This is a genomic window from Helicobacter sp. T3_23-1059, assembly GCF_053654515.1.
The window spans coordinates 18,380-35,349 of sequence record NZ_JBSIUV010000011.1 but is presented as its reverse complement, the minus strand read 5'-3'; the positions used below and the strand labels follow the sequence as shown (position 1 = coordinate 35,349).

Annotated in this window: 17 protein-coding genes; 11 read left to right on the top strand and 6 right to left on the bottom strand. The window is 40.3% G+C overall.

Annotation, left to right across the window (positions count from 1 at the left end; translation table 11 throughout):
* Positions 1-975 precede the first annotated feature (975 nt).
* Complete coding sequence (locus tag ACWIX0_RS04730; protein ID WP_454172390.1) at positions 976-3,744, top strand: TonB-dependent receptor plug domain-containing protein; 2,769 nt, start codon at positions 976-978, stop codon at positions 3,742-3,744.
* Positions 3,745-3,839: 95 nt separating this feature from the next.
* Here the strand turns inward: ACWIX0_RS04730 and ACWIX0_RS04725 are convergent, their stop codons facing one another.
* The 3 genes from ACWIX0_RS04725 to ACWIX0_RS04715 form a co-directional block, all read right to left on the bottom strand.
* On the bottom strand, positions 3,840-3,995 hold the full coding sequence (locus ACWIX0_RS04725; RefSeq protein ID WP_454172388.1) for a hypothetical protein: 156 nt from the start codon (positions 3,993-3,995) through the stop codon (positions 3,840-3,842).
* Between the two features lie 131 nt (positions 3,996-4,126).
* Entirely contained in the window at positions 4,127-4,261 is a 135-nt protein-coding gene (locus ACWIX0_RS04720; RefSeq protein ID WP_454172386.1) for a hypothetical protein, read from the bottom strand.
* 163 nt (positions 4,262-4,424) lie between these two features.
* Complete coding sequence (locus ACWIX0_RS04715; protein ID WP_454172384.1) at positions 4,425-4,580, bottom strand: hypothetical protein; 156 nt, start codon at positions 4,578-4,580, stop codon at positions 4,425-4,427.
* 26 nt (positions 4,581-4,606) lie between these two features.
* Here ACWIX0_RS04715 and ACWIX0_RS04710 point away from each other — a divergent pair, with 26 nt between their 5' ends.
* Entirely contained in the window at positions 4,607-6,331 is a 1,725-nt protein-coding gene (locus ACWIX0_RS04710; RefSeq protein WP_454172382.1) for a cytochrome-c peroxidase, read from the top strand.
* Here the strand turns inward: ACWIX0_RS04710 and ACWIX0_RS04705 are convergent.
* Positions 6,328-6,585: a hypothetical protein gene (locus tag ACWIX0_RS04705; RefSeq protein ID WP_454172380.1), complete on the bottom strand. Its 258-nt coding sequence runs from the start codon at positions 6,583-6,585 to the stop codon at positions 6,328-6,330. The two genes, ACWIX0_RS04710 and ACWIX0_RS04705, sit on opposite strands and share 4 nt — an antisense overlap.
* Before the next feature lie 191 nt (positions 6,586-6,776).
* Between ACWIX0_RS04705 and ACWIX0_RS04700 the strand changes: the two genes are divergently transcribed.
* Both ACWIX0_RS04700 and ACWIX0_RS04695 read left to right on the top strand, forming a co-directional pair.
* Positions 6,777-7,052, top strand: a complete 276-nt coding sequence (locus ACWIX0_RS04700) for a hypothetical protein (RefSeq protein WP_454172378.1) — start codon at positions 6,777-6,779, stop codon at positions 7,050-7,052.
* Between the two features lie 112 nt (positions 7,053-7,164).
* Positions 7,165-7,347 carry a hypothetical protein gene (locus ACWIX0_RS04695; protein ID WP_454172376.1) on the top strand — a complete coding sequence of 61 codons (183 nt, stop codon included), beginning with the start codon at positions 7,165-7,167 and terminating at the stop codon, positions 7,345-7,347.
* A 2-nt stretch (positions 7,348-7,349) separates the two neighbouring features.
* On the opposite strand, the gene ACWIX0_RS04690 is transcribed toward ACWIX0_RS04695, so the two are convergent.
* Entirely contained in the window at positions 7,350-9,206 is a 1,857-nt protein-coding gene (locus tag ACWIX0_RS04690; protein WP_454172374.1) for an ATP-binding cassette domain-containing protein, read from the bottom strand.
* Positions 9,207-9,455: 249 nt separating this feature from the next.
* Here ACWIX0_RS04690 and ACWIX0_RS04685 point away from each other — a divergent pair, with 249 nt between their 5' ends.
* The 7 genes from ACWIX0_RS04685 (at position 9,456) to ACWIX0_RS04655 (ending at position 15,398) form a co-directional block, all read left to right on the top strand.
* Positions 9,456-9,944: a YkgJ family cysteine cluster protein gene (locus ACWIX0_RS04685; RefSeq protein WP_454172372.1), complete on the top strand. Its 489-nt coding sequence runs from the start codon at positions 9,456-9,458 to the stop codon at positions 9,942-9,944.
* A 12-nt stretch (positions 9,945-9,956) separates the two neighbouring features.
* Complete coding sequence (locus tag ACWIX0_RS04680; RefSeq protein ID WP_454172370.1) at positions 9,957-10,622, top strand: hypothetical protein; 666 nt, start codon at positions 9,957-9,959, stop codon at positions 10,620-10,622.
* A 12-nt stretch (positions 10,623-10,634) separates the two neighbouring features.
* Entirely contained in the window at positions 10,635-11,084 is a 450-nt protein-coding gene (locus tag ACWIX0_RS04675) for a hypothetical protein (protein WP_454172368.1), read from the top strand.
* 10 nt (positions 11,085-11,094) lie between these two features.
* Positions 11,095-11,913: a hypothetical protein gene (locus ACWIX0_RS04670; RefSeq protein ID WP_454172367.1), complete on the top strand. Its 819-nt coding sequence runs from the start codon at positions 11,095-11,097 to the stop codon at positions 11,911-11,913.
* A 441-nt stretch (positions 11,914-12,354) separates the two neighbouring features.
* Positions 12,355-12,768, top strand: coding sequence for a DUF4492 domain-containing protein (locus tag ACWIX0_RS04665; RefSeq protein WP_454172366.1), 414 nt, complete (start codon positions 12,355-12,357; stop codon positions 12,766-12,768).
* 2 nt (positions 12,769-12,770) lie between these two features.
* A complete protein-coding gene (locus ACWIX0_RS04660; protein WP_454172364.1) occupies positions 12,771-14,282 on the top strand; it encodes a cytochrome ubiquinol oxidase subunit I in 1,512 nt (503 codons plus the stop codon).
* Positions 14,283-15,398, top strand: coding sequence for a cytochrome d ubiquinol oxidase subunit II (locus ACWIX0_RS04655; protein WP_454172363.1), 1,116 nt, complete (start codon positions 14,283-14,285; stop codon positions 15,396-15,398). It begins immediately after the preceding gene.
* A 335-nt stretch (positions 15,399-15,733) separates the two neighbouring features.
* Here the strand turns inward: ACWIX0_RS04655 and ACWIX0_RS04650 are convergent, their stop codons facing one another.
* Positions 15,734-16,858: an ABC transporter permease gene (locus ACWIX0_RS04650; RefSeq protein WP_454172361.1), complete on the bottom strand. Its 1,125-nt coding sequence runs from the start codon at positions 16,856-16,858 to the stop codon at positions 15,734-15,736.
* Positions 16,859-16,970: the final 112 nt, after the last annotated feature.

Sequence of the window (16,970 nt, the reverse complement as noted above, 5' to 3'; positions counted from 1 at the left end):
TGTAGATTTTGCTTAGACTTCGTTTAGATTTTGCGCTGATTTTGCCTAGAACCCGTTTAGATTATGCTTAGATTTTGCGCTGATTTTGCCTATTAGATTTTGATTAGATTCTGCGTTGATAGAATCTAAATCGTGGCAATCTATGTTTATGACAAAGTTTTTTTGCCATTTCGAGTGGATTTGTCAAATCCGCGTGGCAATCTATGGTTTTATCATAATTAGCTTTTTTTATTTTGTCATATTGAGGGCTTTAGCCCGAAATATCTCTAAAATCTAAAAACAACAAGAGAGATATTTCGCTAACGCTCAATATGACAAAAGTGGCGTTTGTCATATTGAGTGAGTGAAAAAAAAGCGTGGCAATGTTTTGCAATGACGATACCTACCCTCTTAATCCCTCTCCGCAAAGGAGGGGGAAAATCTGTCATTGCGAGCGGATTTGTCAAAATCCGCGTGGCAATCTATGGTTTTGTCATAATTAGCTTTTTTATTTTGTCATATTGAGGGCTTTAGCCCGAAATATCTCTAAAATCTAAAAACAAAAAATGAGATATTTCGCTCAATATGACAATATCCCGCTCATTGAGAATGAATAAAAATCCGCATAGCAATCATAAAATAGCCCAAAAATAACTCACAAAATAATCAACAAAACAATACGCATAAATAACCCAAATCAAAATCCCCCTGCAAATAAAAAATAGAGCAAAAGTAAATGGCTTTATGCAAAAATGCTTGCTAAAAATCATCAAACCCATTGCCAAAACCTACCAAAATCAATCTCTAAATATTCTACAATCTTTTAGAAATCCTGTTGAAAATCCCTTGTTTATGCTCTTTTGAGTGATTCTCATTATGCGCTTATTTTGAGAATGATAACATTCTTAATTTTTTGGCGATATTTTTGCAAAAATAAGCTATTATTTCGATTTTGCTTCTCACATACAAAATCATACAAAAACTAGGAGTTTTGCTATGCTACACACAAAATCTTGCCCAAAATCTTATGAAAATATTTATCCAAACGCTTGCCAAAATCTAGCGCAAAATCTACCCCAAAAAATATCCGCAAAATCCCCTTATATTCGCTTTTTATGCTATTTCATATCATTTAGCTTGAGTTTTGACAACGCATTTGGCAATCAAACTTCTAATAGCATTGTATCCCCCCCCCCCCCGATAGAATCTACTCAAAACCATAGCGCAGACTCCACGCAAAACTACAAAAATATCCAAGAAAAAATGCTAGAAAAAGTCGTAGCCACAGGGTATAAGGAGCAGGATTTTGCCACGCAAGCAGGTAGCATAGATAGAAAACTCCTAGACTCGCTCCCTGCGGGAAATGGCGATATAATCTCCGCGCTTAAAGTCTTGCCAAATGTATCGAGCAATAATGCCTCTGCTAGCTCTAAAACTCCCGGGGAAATAAGCCCTGCAAATGTAAGCATAAGCGGAGGTTTGCCCTATCAAAACAATTTTTTACTTGATGGGTTTGAAATAAATAACGACTTAGACCCCGCAGGCTCAAATTCTAATACACAGCCTAGACAAAGAAGCGCACTATCTCAAGGGCTAAATGTCGATACTAGCCTGCTAGATTCTATCACCGTGCTAGATAGCAATGTAAGCGCGGCGTATGGGAGGTTTAGCGGGGGTGTGGTGGAGGCAAATATCCGCAAGCCACGACTTGATAAAGGAATCACAAATGGCTGGCACGCAAATGTATCGTGGCAATACACTTCAAGCGCGATGACAACATATTATGAGCTAGAAAATAGTGCGTTAGCTGAACTAGGAGGTAGCGCAAATGAAAATTATCAACCAAATTTTTACAAAAATCTTATTCGTGCAAGCGTTGAGGGATGGATAACTAAAAATTTAGGGCTTATCACAAGCTATTCTACCGTGCACTCTATTATCCCACTTCAAAGCTACAACAACGGCACAAGCGAACAAAAACAAGACCAAAAACGCATAAGCGATAACTACTATTTCAAGCTAAACTATAATCCATTAGAAAATCTTACTTTAGAATACAGCTTTGCATATATGCCACAAAACAATACTTACTTCACACCAAATTTTAAAAACTCCCGCTACACAATGCGACAAGGTGGAATCCAAACGGGCGCAAAAGCACTATGGCAAACAGCTATGGGGCTATGGAGCAATACTTTAAGCTACTCGCGTTTAGAAAATTCTCGCAAAAGCGATGCGAATTATTACACAATGATAAACGGTAGTGAGGGGCAATATGGCTCGGTAAATCAAATCCAAAATACCCTAAATCTAAAAACAGATTTTGCTTTTTCCACACTTCGTCTTGGAATCTTTAGTCAAGAGTTTCGCACGGGGCTAGAGCTAATCTACGCAGACGCCACAAGAGATAGGATAGAGGATTCTCACATGTATATTTATGGGGGTAATCCACAAAATATCACAACGGGTTCGTGGAATGGCTTGCCCGATAGCTTTGGTTTTATCTCGGCAAACACTACGCAGTTTTATCATACGATGGGAATCATAAAAGCAGGAAAAACAGGTTTTGATACTTTTACTTATGGGCTTTTTGCAGAGGATAGTGCTAGCTTACGATTAGGCGCAGATAGGGAGGGAGGCGAGCTAAAAGCTAGATTTGGGCTAAGGCTAGATGGCGATGACTATATGAAAAAACACAAAATCGCCCCTAGATTTTCGCTAAGCTACATTACCCCCGCGCCAAAAGACTACCAATCCACATTTACTTTTGGGGCAAATCGCTACTATTCGCGCAATTTGCTTGCATATCGATTCTACTCTGATGCAATAAATAATCGCGTGGCATATTGGCGTTGTAATCAAAATGACGCGTGGAATGAGCTAGTCTCTGGCGTTACACCAACTTGTAATGGCGGTAGCCCTAGTTTTGGAACTATAAGCAATGGAATCGTCCAAACAGGCAATAAAATCCGTGATTTAGAAGTCCCTTATGATGATGAGCTAATGGGAGCTATTACCCAAAATCTAGGGAGTTTTAGCGCGACTTTGAAATACATTCATAGGTGGGGCAAAAATCAAATCACTACTTCTTCGCTTGCTAGCACAAGTGAATATTGGGGTAGCACATATATGTGGGGAAACGATGGACAAAGCAAAAGCGATATTGTTAGCTTTATACTGCAAAATAGCATTCCACTAGATACTTGGGGGATAAAGCATTTTTATCTTTTCGCGCTAGATTGGAACAACACTTCGCGCAATTTTAACACCCATAGCGCGGATTATGATTTAGATGATAATATCGTGTATAACGGTGTTTTTACGACTTATGAAGCTATGCCTGCCCAAAAATATAATCAACCTCTAACCCTAAAGCTAAACACCACGCATACATTTAATCTATGGCGCACAAAATGGCTATGGAATAACTTTTTTAGCTGGCGTGGCAAATATCAAAGAATCATTTTAGATAAATTAAGCAGTGGCACTTGTGGTGCTGCAAATACAGGCGGTTGCTATCAGTTTAGCGACAAAACACTTGGCAATATTTTTAATTGGGATATGCGTTTGGGATTTGAGATAGATTTGTATAAGGGGCAGACTTTGTATGCAAATTTTGATATTTATAATGTGCTAGGGAGCAAAAATCTAGTAACTCTAAGCGGGGAAGATGGCGTGCTACTCTATGGCGTGCCTAGCAATGCCTATGTGCTAGGATATTCGCTAGGGAGGCAGTTTTGGGCGCAAGTGGGGTATAAATTTTAGAGATTTTGCGTTAATCGATTTGATACTTTGCCACAAATCATCAATAAGGAGGCATAAAGGAAGCATAATTGGTTTAATATTGCCATATCACGCTGTCATTGCGAGATTTTGCGCGTAGGGTAGAAGCGTGGCAGTCCAAACGCCACTTTTGTCATATTGAGGTTTTGAAAAAGCCGAAATATCTCTCTTGTTGTTTTGCGCTTGAGATATTTCGGGCTAAAGCCCTCAATATGACAATGACAATGTGTCATTGCGAGCGCAACTCGTTGCGCGTGGCAATCTATAAAGTATAAACTTTCAAAATAACGCTTTTTGTGGTTTTTTCATTATAGATTGCCACGAAAATCCTAACGGATTTTCTCGCAATGACGATACCCACCCCCTAACCCCCTCCGCTAAGCGATCGGGAAATAACTACATTGTCATATTGAGCGATAGCGAAATATCTCTTGTTGTTTTTTTGCTTGAGATACTTCGGTCGCTCCGCTCCCTCAGTATGACAATGACAATTTATCATTGCGAGCGCAACTCGTTGCGCGTGGCAATCTATAAAGTATAAACTTTCAAAATAACGCTTTTTGTGGTTTTTTCATTATAGATTGCCACGAAAATCCTAACGGATTTTCTCGCAATGACGATACCCACCCCCTAACCCCCTCCGCTAAGCGATCGGGAAATAACTACATTGTCATATTGAGCGTTAGCGAAATATCTCTTGTTGTGTTGCGCTTGAGATATTTCGGGCTAAAGCCCTCAATATGACAAGGTTGTAGATTGCCACGACTTGCCATTAGCACGGCTTGCAATGACAAATAACGCCAACTACACAAAATCACACTAAATCACACTAAAAGGATAGAAAATGCAACAATCAACAAAAATGCTAAACACGACATTTAAACGCCTTAGAGACGCCCTCACGCACAACGCTATGGAATCCATAATCGCCGTTGTTATCGCCATTTGTGTCGCCTTTGTCGCGCTAGCAAAGGCAAACGCAAAAAGCACCGCCCAAAGCTCTAACATAGACTATGCCAAATATCGCGCTGCGTATGCCAAGCCTGTGGAGCAGTGGGCAAAACCTACGCTAGATAAAAGCGTAGAGAGTGAATGGGAGGAGTTTGCCCCCCTACCAAAATCCGCGCCTTTTCCAAAAGAAAATCCATACTCCTATGCCAAAAAAACGCTAGGCGAGAAACTATTTAACGACACGAGATTGTCTAAAAGCGGGCAGTTTGCGTGCGCTAGCTGTCATCATAAAGAGCTAGGGTATAGCGATGGAATGCCAAACTCTATGGGGCATAATGGACAAAAAGGGCGCAGAAACGCGCCAAATATTGAAATGAGCGGGTTTTTTCCATTGCTGTTTTGGGACGGCAGAGCGCAGGGGCTAGAAGCACAGGCACTAGGACCAATGATAGACCCCGTAGAAATGGCAAATACCCTAAAAAATGCGGAAAAATCTATCAAAGAAGCGAGCGAATATTACGCGCTGTTTGTCGCTAGCTTTGGGGATAGTGAGCTACAAAAAGCGTGGGCTTTAAGCGAGCCTAATGCGTTCAAAGAAGCAAAAGGGGAGGATTATGAACGATTTGTGCAAGAGCATATAAGGGAGGATTTTGGAGATAATGCGCGGGATTTGGATGGCGGGGAATCTAGGCAAAAATCTAGCTTAGATTCTAATTTGGATTCTAAAGTAAAAAATCTAGCTAATGAAATCAAACAAGAATCCAAAACCCCCCTGCCAAAAACTACAAAAGCAAAAACTACAAAAGATGAAAAACCAATGCCACAAAACGCAGATGATAGCCACTCAAAGCTATCCCACCTCCCACCGCTAAAGCGCGATGAAGTCAAAGCCCAAGCCCAAGCGGTATTTGGCAACAAAGCATTTCATAAGCTCACTAGAGTAGATTCTAGCAAAATCGATTTTAGTCAAAATGCTAGCAAAAATGTGGTAGCCGATTTTATCCCAAAATCTAGCCCAAAATCCACTACAAAAACCCCTGCAAAGCCACTAAGCAGGGCAAATATCGCCCGCGCAAAAGCCCTAATCACCATAGAAAATATCACTAAGGCAATCGCTACTTATGAGCGCACTTTAGTCCCGCAAAATACGAGGTTTAATCGTTTTTTAAAAGGCGAATATAGCGCACTAAGCGATAAAGAGCTATTTGGGCTAGATATTTTTCGCAACAAGGGCGAATGTATGAATTGCCATTATGGAGCGATTTTGAGTGATAAAAAGTTTCATAATATCGGTGTGGCGTTTTATGGGAGGGGGCTAGAGGATTTGGGGCGATATGAGGTAAGCCAAAATCCCATTGATAGCGGGGCTTTTAGGACGCCTAGTTTGGTAAATGTCGGCAAAAGCGCACCATACCTGCATAATGGCATCTCGCCAAACCTAGTAGGGCTTATTCATCTTTATGATGCGGCATTTCCTTTTGCAGATACGAAGCGATTTTCTATCGGCTATGATGCGAGCAATGACAGCCTAGCTCCAAAACTTGACCCGCTTATCCGCGAGCTAAAACTAACCGTAGAAGAGATAGAAGCCCTAGAGGCATTTTTGCTTACGCTTTAGTGTTGATTGTGGTTTTTTATAAGACTTATGTTTTTGCAAAAATTTGTGATTTTTTTAATTATAGATTGCCAAATAACGCTTTTTGTGGTTTTTTGATTATAGATTGCTACGATTTTGCGACTTTTTAACAAAATCGCAATGATGGATTTATCTTGGATTGCCACGCGGATTTGACAAATCCGCTCGCAATGACAGATTTTCCCCCTCCTTTGCGGAGGGGGATTAAGGGGGTGGGTATCGTCATTGCAAAACATTGCCACGCTTTTTTTCACTCGCTCAATATGACAAACGCTACTTTTGTCATATTGAGCGTTAGCGAAATATCTCTCTTGTTGTTTTTTGCTTGAGATACTTCGATTTCTTGTGAAACCTCAGTATGACAAATAAAAAAAGCTAATTATGACAAAAACCATAGATTGCCACGCGTTGCGTTGCAACGCTCGCAATGACAGATTTTCCCCCTCCTTTGCGGAGGGGGATTAAGGGGGTGGGTATCGTCATTGCAAAACATTGCCACGCTTTTTTTCATTCGCTCAATATGACAAACGCCACTTTTGTCATATTGAGCGTAGCGAAATATCTCTATTTTTGTTTTTCATTTGAGATACTTCGGGCTAAAGCCCTCAGTATGACAAATAAAAAAACTAATTATGACAAAATCATAGATTGCCACGCGTTGCGTTGCAACGCTCGCAATGACAGGGGAGGTTTGTCATATTGAGGTTTTGAAAAAGCCGAAATATCTCTCTTACTGATTGTCATATTGAGCGTTAGCGAAATATCTCTCTTGTTGTTTTTAGATTTTAGAGATACTTCGGGCTAAAGCCCTTAGTATGACAAGATTTTGTCATTGCGAGATTTTGCGACTTTGTTACAAATTGCAAAATCGTGGCAATCTACGATTTTTTGCAAAAAACCTTAGTTTGACATTTTTAACACCTAATCAATACAAAAAAACCAACATAGCAAAATCTATCTCACAAAAATTGACAAAACCCCACTTTAATGCTAGCTAAACTCAAATATACGCTTCCAAAAGGGATTTTGTATAGGCACTTTTGGGCGAGGCAAACACCTCATCTACACTCCCGCTCTCTACCACCACGCCACTCACACCACCGATATTTTTTGCCACACTTGTGCCATCTATCCCATTCTCACCCCCGCCTTCACCCCCATTTTTACTCCCGTGCAAGCCATCTAGCTTCGCGCTATTTGCTAGCACTATCACACGATGACACATAGCCTTTATCACGCTCAAATCGTGGCTGATAAACACATAGCTTAGCCCATATTTTTTTTGCAAATCCAAAAGTAGCCCCAATACCTCTTTTTGCGTGCTTTTATCTAGCGCACTTGTGGGCTCATCTAGCAATAAAATCTTAGGATTTTTTGCGAGAGCCCTAGCGATAGATACGCGCTGTGCTTGCCCACCGCTAAGGCTCTCTGGATAGCGATACAAAAACTCCTCATTAAGCCCCACGCTTTTTAGTAGCCCTAAGATACGCGCTATTTTTTGGGATTTTGCGTCTTTTTTGTTTTGTTTGCCATCGCCTTTGTCCTCCAAAGCATTTTCATCGCCCAACGCCTCTAGCAAAATCTCAAATACGCAAAATCTAGGATTTAGCGAATTTAGCGGGTCTTGAAAGACGATTTGCACGGCATTGCAAAAGGATTTATCACGCTTTTTTGGAGGCAAAACTACGCTAGATTCTAATATAGATTTCACGCTAGAATCTAAGTCGTTTGAAAAAACGCTTGAATCTACGCTTGACATAAGGTTTGACTTTATAGAGATTTCCCCGCTATGTGAGATAAGCCCTAGTATGCCTAGTGCTAGGCTAGATTTGCCACTGCCACTCTCCCCTATAATCCCCAAACATTCCCCACGATATAGCACCAAATCCACCCCGCTTAAAACCCAAAATCTTTTATGCGTAAAAAAAGCCCTTTTTTCATAGCAGATTCCCACCTTGCTTAGTCGCAGGATTTCTTTTTTTTGTGGGATAGATGTGTTTTTTTCAAGTTTTAGGGCGTTTAGTAGCATTTGTGTGTAGGCGTGATTTTGGCTAGATTTTGTTGCGTCTTTGCTTTGTTGGATTTTTTCTTGCATACCCAAAATCTTTGTGGGTGGATTTGTCGTAGCAGAGATTATCTCATTTGTTTTTCTTTGTTGCAATATCTGCCCATCTTTTATGATGATTAGATTTTGCGTGCAATACCTAATCACCCCCAAATCGTGGCTAATCATTATAAGCGCGACATTTTTTAGCCCCAAAAGCAAATCCAAAATCTGTCGCTGAATGCTCGCATCTAGCGCAGTCGTAGGCTCATCACAAATAAGCACTTTTGGGCTAAGCACAGTCATCATTGCGATGATTGCCCGCTGTCTTTGCCCGCCACTTAGCTGATGAGGGAAGCGCGATTTTAGCTCGCTTTTTAGCCCCACGCTATGCAATGCCTCATCGATAAGATTTGATATGTCGTTTTTGGATAGATTCCCTACTTTGTCTTTATGCAGGATAAACATTTCGCCTATTTGTTTTTGTATGGTGTGAAGCGGATTTAGCGCGCTTAGGGGGGATTGTGGGATATAGGCGATTTGGTGTCCGCGAATAAGTTGCAAATCTTTCGCATAGAGAGAATCGCTAGATTTTGTATGTTTAGCATTGCTTAAAATCGCTTTGTTTTCAAAGAGGATTTCCCCGCTTATGTGTCTTGGGCTAGCTAGCCCTAACAGGAGTTGGGATAGCAGGCTTTTGCCACTGCCACTCTCGCCTAGTATGCCTAGTCGCTCGTTTTTTGCGAGGCTAAAGCTGATATTTTGCAGAGCAAAATCCCCAAAAAAAGCATTTAGATTCTTTACTTGTAGCATTTACTGCCTTTTTGCTGTCGTTTTTTATGCTTGTGGTATAAATCCAAAATCTTAGCACACCACTACCAACTATCACGCAATTACCGCGCAATTTATCACGCAACAAAAAAGGGTTTTACCAAAATCCTTAAAAACCACCACACTAAACCCACGCATATTTAAAATCCGTTTTTTTTTTTTTTTGTCTAATATCAAATGCAAATACTTGCATTATATTTTAGATTTTAGGGGGTGTGGATAAAGAGGAAAATGGAGTTAGAAAAGACACAAAAAACAAAGGCGTTAGAAAACGCAAAAAAGACACGAGAGTTAAAACACTCACAAGACACAAAAGAGTTAAATAACGCACAAAAAACACGAGTGCTAAGAAACGCAAAATACACACAAGCGTTAAGCGATGCACAAAAAACAAAGGCATTAAGCAACGCACAGGGCAAACTAGAATCGTTTGAATGCACAAAATGTGGTGCTTGCTGTAAGAGTATAGCACACATTGATGAGCTAAGCGATTATCATAGCGGAGATGGGGTGTGTAGGCATTTAGATTTAGCTACAAATGAATGCAAAATCTATGACAAACGCCCCATAGTTTGCAGGGTAGATGAAGCGTTTGAGAAGTATTTTTCTAGCGTTTTATCAAAGGCGGAGTTTTATAAGCTAAATGCAAAATGTTGCAATATCTTACAAGAGCAACAAGGCATTAGCAAAAATTTTAGAATGAACATTACAAACACATAAAAGGAGTTAAAAATGCCATTACCATTAGCTATACCCGGTGCAATATGGGTAGCAGGCGCAGTAGTAGCAGGAGTAGGAGCATTAGCGGGCTTAGTTTATGCGTTCGGCGATGATGATAAAAAACCAAATAAGCCCAAAACAAAACCCAAGAAAATCATATTTTTGACGGGTGAAACGGGCGTGGGCAAAGATACGATATGGCATATACTTAAGGGCGGAAAATTTGAAAATCATGATGCCACTAGCAAACTTGAAAAAGATGAGTTTGAAATTTTTGAGAACAGGATATGCCTTATAAATACCGCTGGGGCTAGAGATAATGATGATGAAAATCTGCGAGCAAGGAGAGATTTGCAAATAGGCGCAATATATATTTATGTGTTTAGGGCTAATGATTATTTCGCAGATGACAATATCAAAAAGCAAATAGTTCTTGATTTGGAAGCACATAAAGAAATGTGCCAAAGAGAATCTTTTGAGCTTAAAATTATCGGCACACATAGGGATAAATGCCCCAAAGATATAGGCGAAGCCCAAATACAAAAACTAATCAATGAAATTGGCGACAAAGGCAAATATAAATGCCAAGTTTTTGATTTAACCCAATTTAATGGTAAAACAAAACAGCGCGAGTTATATGACTTTATCACAACTTCTAATGATTTAACCATAAGCTAAAGGGGACGACAAATGATAAGTGCTACTATACAAGGCAAAAATAAAGCAAATAATCGCCAACATACAACCGCACAAAATGGCAAACTTATCACAGGTGAAGCACAAAAAAAATGTGTAAATGCGATTTTAAAAGATTCTCAAAATGTGAATGTTGATGGGGAATATTATTGCGAACTTGAAAATAGAAAGTTTTTTTGTGCTTTGTATCACCCCGAATACGATGATATAGGACGGAGGCGAATCGCCCTAATCGTGTGGGACAAGGACACTTCAGACGAACTTATACAAAAAACACTTGAAGTGATGGGGCTTGAATACAATCACTTTTTGGAGCTAAAAAGTGAATTTGAAGCTAGAGTTGAATCTACTCAACAAGTCGGTGCGAACAAAAATAAACTTGTCGCTATAATGGGTGGCATAGCTTTGGTAGCATTTGTCGCCTATTTGCTAACAAAAAAATAAGGAGTTAAAAATGGAAAAAGAGCAAGAAAAAGTTTTGATTATAGATGAGAAAACGCAAAATGCGATGAGGCTAGACCCTGAATATGCGGAATTTAAGGAAGAGATAGAAAAGGAGGATTTTAAGATAATCTGCCTTGATGATACGCAAAACAAGGAGCTATTTAGTGGTGATAAAAATTCACCTATTGGAAATTATCAAGGAATAGCGGTTAGGAGTGATTTGTATCACACAGATAAATGCTACTATCCTATGTTGGATTTTGCGGAGAGTTATTTTGAACATTTAAACTTGGTAATGGAGGATATGGCAGCGTGTATGGGTGCTAGCGTGTGGGAGTTTAATTATTTGGAGGAACAATTTGAATCAAATAAGCAAAGCAGTGGTTTTGATGCTAGTGTAAATGTAAATGTCGCAAACAAAGGAGGAGGTGGCTTAGGATATGGGCAAACTAATGCAAGTGGCAATATTGACGAATGTAAATTTTCTAACTTTACAAAAACCAAATTCCCAACAAATAGAAAAAAATCGCCACAAGAATTTGAGGCGTATATCAAAGAACAAGAAATAAATATAGATATATTTGAGCCACATTTTAAAGACAGAATGCTTCGATATATAAAAGGCGAAAATGTGTTGGATTTGGAAAAAACGATTGATAAAAGTAAGCGCATTTCGCAGTATGTTAAAACCTGCCATAAATTAAGTGTAAATGCTAAAGTATGCAGAATTTTTGATATGAAATTCAAGCTAGACTTAAAATCCGAGCTAAATACCGAGCGCAAATATCGCACAAAGTTGTTTTATAAAATGATTTTCAATAAAGCATAGAACTCAAAATAAAGTAGGAATGCAGATATAAGAATGCTACTAAAAAACGAAAATCGCACGGGCAAACTAAAATGGTAGCAATGGTAACAAATAGATTATTTATTGGATTTAAGAAAAATTAGCGCGATTTTTTATACAGTTTAGTCGGCGTTTGGCGTGGTATTTATCGCGTCATTTAGCACGCTTGTATGACTTGTATAAATGGTAAAAAAAACATCTAAAGCTACACGCTAGATTTTGCAAAATCAAATATATGCCTTCGTATTGCTTAATTCTATTTTCTACACAAAAACTACATATTTACTCGATTTTTTACACATTTTTGTAACAAACTCTCAATACAAATTAACAAAATAGGCTTATAATTTCGCCTTTTTGATAATCTTTTTATAGATTCTGCTTTATAGATTCTGCAAGTCAAATACTTAAAAACGGGGCGAAATGACATTCCTAAAAAATATCTTTATCTTTTATGTCGATGGGTTTAGAAATATGACGCTTGGTAGAGTGCTGTGGGCGGTGATAGCTATCAAACTCATCATAATGTTTGGCGTGCTCAAAGTCTTTGTCTATGATACTTCGCTAGCCACTCTAGGCACAAGCGAAGCAAAATCTCAATTTGTGCTAGGCAATCTCACGCAACAAAGCGATTTCACGCACACAGGCGACAAAAATATGCCCGCAACAAATGCACATTTTAAAACCCCCGCGCCAAACACAAATACCACCGCAGACACCGCCCAACTAAACCAAAGCAAAATCCAACCAAAATCACACGATACCGCGCACATAAACGACATAAATCCCACACACACAAATCCCACAAATTTCACAAATCCCACACAAAAGGAGTAAATATGGAATTAAGTGTCGATTGGAGTAGAGCGCAGTTTGGACTCACCGCGATTTATCACTTTTTGTTTGTCCCGCTGACTTTGGGGCTTAGCTTCATCGTAGCGATTATGGAGAGTATCTATGTCAAAAGTGGCGATGAAAAATGGCTAAAAATTACGAAATTTTGGCTCACCCTTTTTGGCGTAAATTTCGCTATCGGTGTCGCCACAGGCATTATAATGGAATTTGAGTTTGGCACAAATTGGGCAAATTATAGCTGGTTTGTGGGCGATATTTTTGGCGCACCACTTGCGATTGAGGGCATTATCGCGTTTTTCTTAGAAGCGACATTTTTTGCGGTGATGTTTTTTGGGTGGAATCGCGTCTCAAAGCAATTCCACCTCCTCTCCTCGTGGCTCGTTGCCATTGGGAGCAATCTCTCTGCGTTTTGGATATTAGTTGCAAATGGCTGGATGCAATACCCTATCGGCACGATATTTAACCCCGATAGTGCGCGAAATGAGATGAGTAGCGTGCTAGAGGTGATTCTCTCCCCTGTGGCAGTGGCGAAATTCCTCCACACTATTGCGAGTGGCTATGTGATTTCCGCGCTTTTTGTGATGGGCATAAGCGCGTGGTTTTTGCTTCGCGGGCGGCATATTTGGGAGGCGAAAAGGTCTCTCATAGTCGGGGCTAGCTTTGGGCTTCTCACTTCGATTTTTCTCTTTTTTAGTGGCGATGAGAGTGCGTATCAAGTTACCCAAAAGCAGCCGATGAAACTCGCCGCAATGGAGGGAATCTATGATGGCGAGCATAGGGCGGGGCTTGTGGCATTTGGCATACTAAACCCTGAAAAAAAGCTAGGCGATGAAAAGCCGACATTTTTGTTTGATTTTACCATTCCCTACGCGCTCTCAATCTTAGGCACGAGGGATAGTGGCGGGTTTATTCCCGGGATAAATGACTTAGTCTTTGGCAATGAGGAAAAAAATATCCCCTCTCTAGATTCTAAAATCGCTTCAGGCAAGCTCGCCGTGCAAGCCTTAAAATCCTACAAAGAAGCAAAAGAGCAAAATGACACGCAGGCTATGGAGGAGCAAAAATCTATCTTGCAGGCAAATATGAGCAATTTTGGCTATGGCTACTTAGAATCAAAAGAGAGGGCTGTGCCACCTGTGGCGATTACTTTTTATAGCTTTCATTTGATGGTGGCGTTAGGTTCTGCGTTTTTTGTGCTTTTTATCGTGGTGCTGTATCTCTCTATGGCAAATGATGTGCAAAAGTTTAGAAAGATTTTATGGTGTTGCGTGGTGGCGATACCCTTTGGCTACATCGCAGCAGAGGCGGGCTGGATAGTCGCAGAGGTGGGCAGGCAGCCGTGGGCGATACAGGATTTGATGCCTGTGCATATCGCTGCGACAAACCTCTCGCACACCAACATTCAAATTTCATTTTTCTTATTTTTGTTTTTATTCACTGCGCTCTTACTCGCCGAGCTTGGCATTATGAAAAAAACCATAAGCAAAGGATTTTAGATGTTTTTTGGATTAGAATTAGCGCATTTGCAAGTGTATTGGTGGGTGTTAGAGAGTTTGCTAGGCGGGCTTTTGGTGTTTATGTTTTTTGTGCAAGGTGGGCAAGGGCTTATCGATAGGCTATCAAGCAATGAAGAGGAAAAATCCCTGCTTATCAATACTTTGGGCAAAAAATGGGAGCTAGGATTTACCACGCTAGTGCTTTTTGGCGGGGCGGCGTTTGCGGCATTTCCGCTGTTTTATGCTACGAGCTTTGGCGGGGCGTATTGGGTGTGGCTTGCGATACTCTTTTGCTTTATTGTGCAAGCCGTAAGCTATGAATACCGCAAAAAAGAGGGCAATCTACTCGGCGCAAAAACCTATGAAGTGTTTTTGAAAATCAACGGGATTTTGGGCGTGTTTCTTATCGGCGTGGCGGTGAGCACATTTTTTAGCGGTTCATATTTCACTCTAGATTCTCAAAATTTTGTAGAGTGGCAGAGTGAGTGGCGCGGGCTAGAAGCGTTGGCAAATCCGTGTAATTATTTGCTAGGCTTTGCACTCGTGTTTTTAAGCAGGATTTTAGCGGAGAGCTATTTCATAAACGCCATAGCAAACGAAAATATCACGCAAAAATCCCGCAAAGACATAGTAGTAAATACGGCGTTGTTTTTGCCATTTTTTCTTGGATTTTTAGCGTGGATTTGTTTGAAAGAGGGCTTTGGCATAAGTGAGAGTGGCGAAGTGGTAATGGTGGAGAATCTGTATTTGCAGAGCTTTTTGCAAAATCCATTGATTGTAGTGTTGCTTCTTATAGGCGTGGTGTGCGTGCTAGCGGGAATCTTTTTTAGCATTAAAGGCACAAAAGGGATTTTTGCTTTGGGCGTGGGCGTGGTGTGCGCGGTGATGGCGGTGTTTTTGAATGTGGGCTTGGGGGATAGCGCGTTTTATCCTAGTCTAAGCGATTTGCAAAGCTCGCTTACTATCGCAAATGCAAGCTCAAGCTACTACACGCTAAGCGTGATGGGCTATGTAAGCCTCACAATCCCCTTTGTGCTAGGCTATATCGTGCTTGTGTGGCGCAAAATGGATAGCAAAAAAATGGAGCTAAGCGATTTGGATTCGCATTCGTATTAGGTTTTGGTTTTTATGGTGCAATCGTGTGTGAATCGTGGGTGCGAAGTTGCTTTAATCTTGTGCGCGAAATTGTCTATGATTTTGCTTGTTGGGGTTTGCTAGATTTTGGTTTTTTTGTTAGATTTATATTCGTTTGAAAATTTTCTAAAAAGGAGCGTGTGAAATGCTATGGTCGTTATTTTTGATATGCTTTTGGCCTTTAGTCATCTTTTTGGCATATAAATTCATCGGGCTAAATATCAGCGAGCTAGATAGACGCGGGGAATAGTCGCTAAATCGCATTGTTTTATGTAATTTTTTGCGTTGTTTTTTTGCATTATATAGAGTTTTGAAACTTAGCGCGTTTGTTTATGTTTGATTCTAGGGTCAAAGGCATCGCGCACGCCCTCGCCTATAAACACCAGCACACAAAGCAAAATCCCCACGCCCAAAAATCCGCTTATGGCTAAATGTGGGGAGGTTAGGTTATTTTTTGCTTGCTCTAAGATTTCGCCAAGTGAGGGGCTACCCACAGGCATACCAAACCCCAAAAAATCAAGCGTAACAAGCGTGCTAATGCTCCCCGCCATAATAAAAGGGATATAAGTTATCGTAGCAACCATCGCATTTGGCAACAAATGCCTAAACATAATCCGCGCATTGCTAAGCCCTAATGCCTTTGCCGCTTTGACATACTCCATATTTCTAGCTTTTAGAAACTCCGCACGCACCACACCAACAAGGCTTATCCAGCTAAACGCAAGCACGATACCCAAAATCCACCAAAAACTAGGCACAATAAAGCTAGACAAAATGATTAGCAAAAACAAAATCGGCACGCTAGCATATATCTCTATGCCCCTTTGCCCTAGCAAATCCACAAGCCCACCATAATACCCACAAACCCCGCCCACACTCACACCGATAATCACGCAAAACACGCTAAGCACTAGCCCAAATGCGATAGAAATCGCAAGCCCATAAAGAAGTCTAGCAGCGACATCTCGCGCTTGGTCATCGCTACCTAAAATATGCTTAAAATCAGGTGGCGTAGGGGAATTGGTATCTAAATCTAAAATAATCGTATCATAAGAATATGCAATCAAAGGTTTTAGCACAAAGCTATCTTTTAATAATTCGTTTTTGACAAAAGGATCATTATAGTCTGGCTCACTCTCAAAATCCCCTCCAAACGCACTCTCGGGGTAGAATTTTAATAACGGGAAATAAAAGCTATGATTGTGATAAATTAGTAAGGGCTTGTGATTGGCGATTAACGGGGCAAAAAGCGAGACAAAGCACAAAAACAAAAACACATATAGTGAAAAAAACGCTCTTTTATTGCGCTTAAAAACTTGCCATTTTTGGCTAGCTATGGCGCGCTTGGTAGAGGATAGGGTTGGCTTAGTTAGCGTGGGGTTTGTGGAATTTGGCGTGAGGTGTTGGGCATTTTGATGAAGCGTTTGTGGGCTATGTAGCATATTTATCCTTAGAAATCATAAGTCATTTTGTCGCAAAGTTTTATAGCTTTTAAGTGGGTTTTGATTTGGTGGGTTTGGTTGGTTTATAAAGTTGCCATTTTATCAAAAACAA

Coding starts and splice junctions, on each gene's coding strand:
- ACWIX0_RS04730 (WP_454172390.1), top strand. CDS start 976: ATGCTACACACAAAATCTTGCCCAAAATCTTATGAAAATATTTATCCA.
- ACWIX0_RS04725 (WP_454172388.1), bottom strand. CDS start 3,995: ATGACACATTGTCATTGTCATATTGAGGGCTTTAGCCCGAAATATCTC.
- ACWIX0_RS04720 (WP_454172386.1), bottom strand. CDS start 4,261: ATGATAAATTGTCATTGTCATACTGAGGGAGCGGAGCGACCGAAGTAT.
- ACWIX0_RS04710 (WP_454172382.1), top strand. CDS start 4,607: ATGCAACAATCAACAAAAATGCTAAACACGACATTTAAACGCCTTAGA.
- ACWIX0_RS04705 (WP_454172380.1), bottom strand. CDS start 6,585: ATGTTTTGCAATGACGATACCCACCCCCTTAATCCCCCTCCGCAAAGG.
- ACWIX0_RS04700 (WP_454172378.1), top strand. CDS start 6,777: ATGACAGATTTTCCCCCTCCTTTGCGGAGGGGGATTAAGGGGGTGGGT.
- ACWIX0_RS04695 (WP_454172376.1), top strand. CDS start 7,165: ATGACAAGATTTTGTCATTGCGAGATTTTGCGACTTTGTTACAAATTG.
- ACWIX0_RS04690 (WP_454172374.1), bottom strand. CDS start 9,206: ATGCTACAAGTAAAGAATCTAAATGCTTTTTTTGGGGATTTTGCTCTG.
- ACWIX0_RS04685 (WP_454172372.1), top strand. CDS start 9,456: ATGGAGTTAGAAAAGACACAAAAAACAAAGGCGTTAGAAAACGCAAAA.
- ACWIX0_RS04680 (WP_454172370.1), top strand. CDS start 9,957: ATGCCATTACCATTAGCTATACCCGGTGCAATATGGGTAGCAGGCGCA.
- ACWIX0_RS04675 (WP_454172368.1), top strand. CDS start 10,635: ATGATAAGTGCTACTATACAAGGCAAAAATAAAGCAAATAATCGCCAA.
- ACWIX0_RS04670 (WP_454172367.1), top strand. CDS start 11,095: ATGGAAAAAGAGCAAGAAAAAGTTTTGATTATAGATGAGAAAACGCAA.
- ACWIX0_RS04665 (WP_454172366.1), top strand. CDS start 12,355: ATGACATTCCTAAAAAATATCTTTATCTTTTATGTCGATGGGTTTAGA.
- ACWIX0_RS04660 (WP_454172364.1), top strand. CDS start 12,771: ATGGAATTAAGTGTCGATTGGAGTAGAGCGCAGTTTGGACTCACCGCG.
- ACWIX0_RS04655 (WP_454172363.1), top strand. CDS start 14,283: ATGTTTTTTGGATTAGAATTAGCGCATTTGCAAGTGTATTGGTGGGTG.
- ACWIX0_RS04650 (WP_454172361.1), bottom strand. CDS start 16,858: ATGCTACATAGCCCACAAACGCTTCATCAAAATGCCCAACACCTCACG.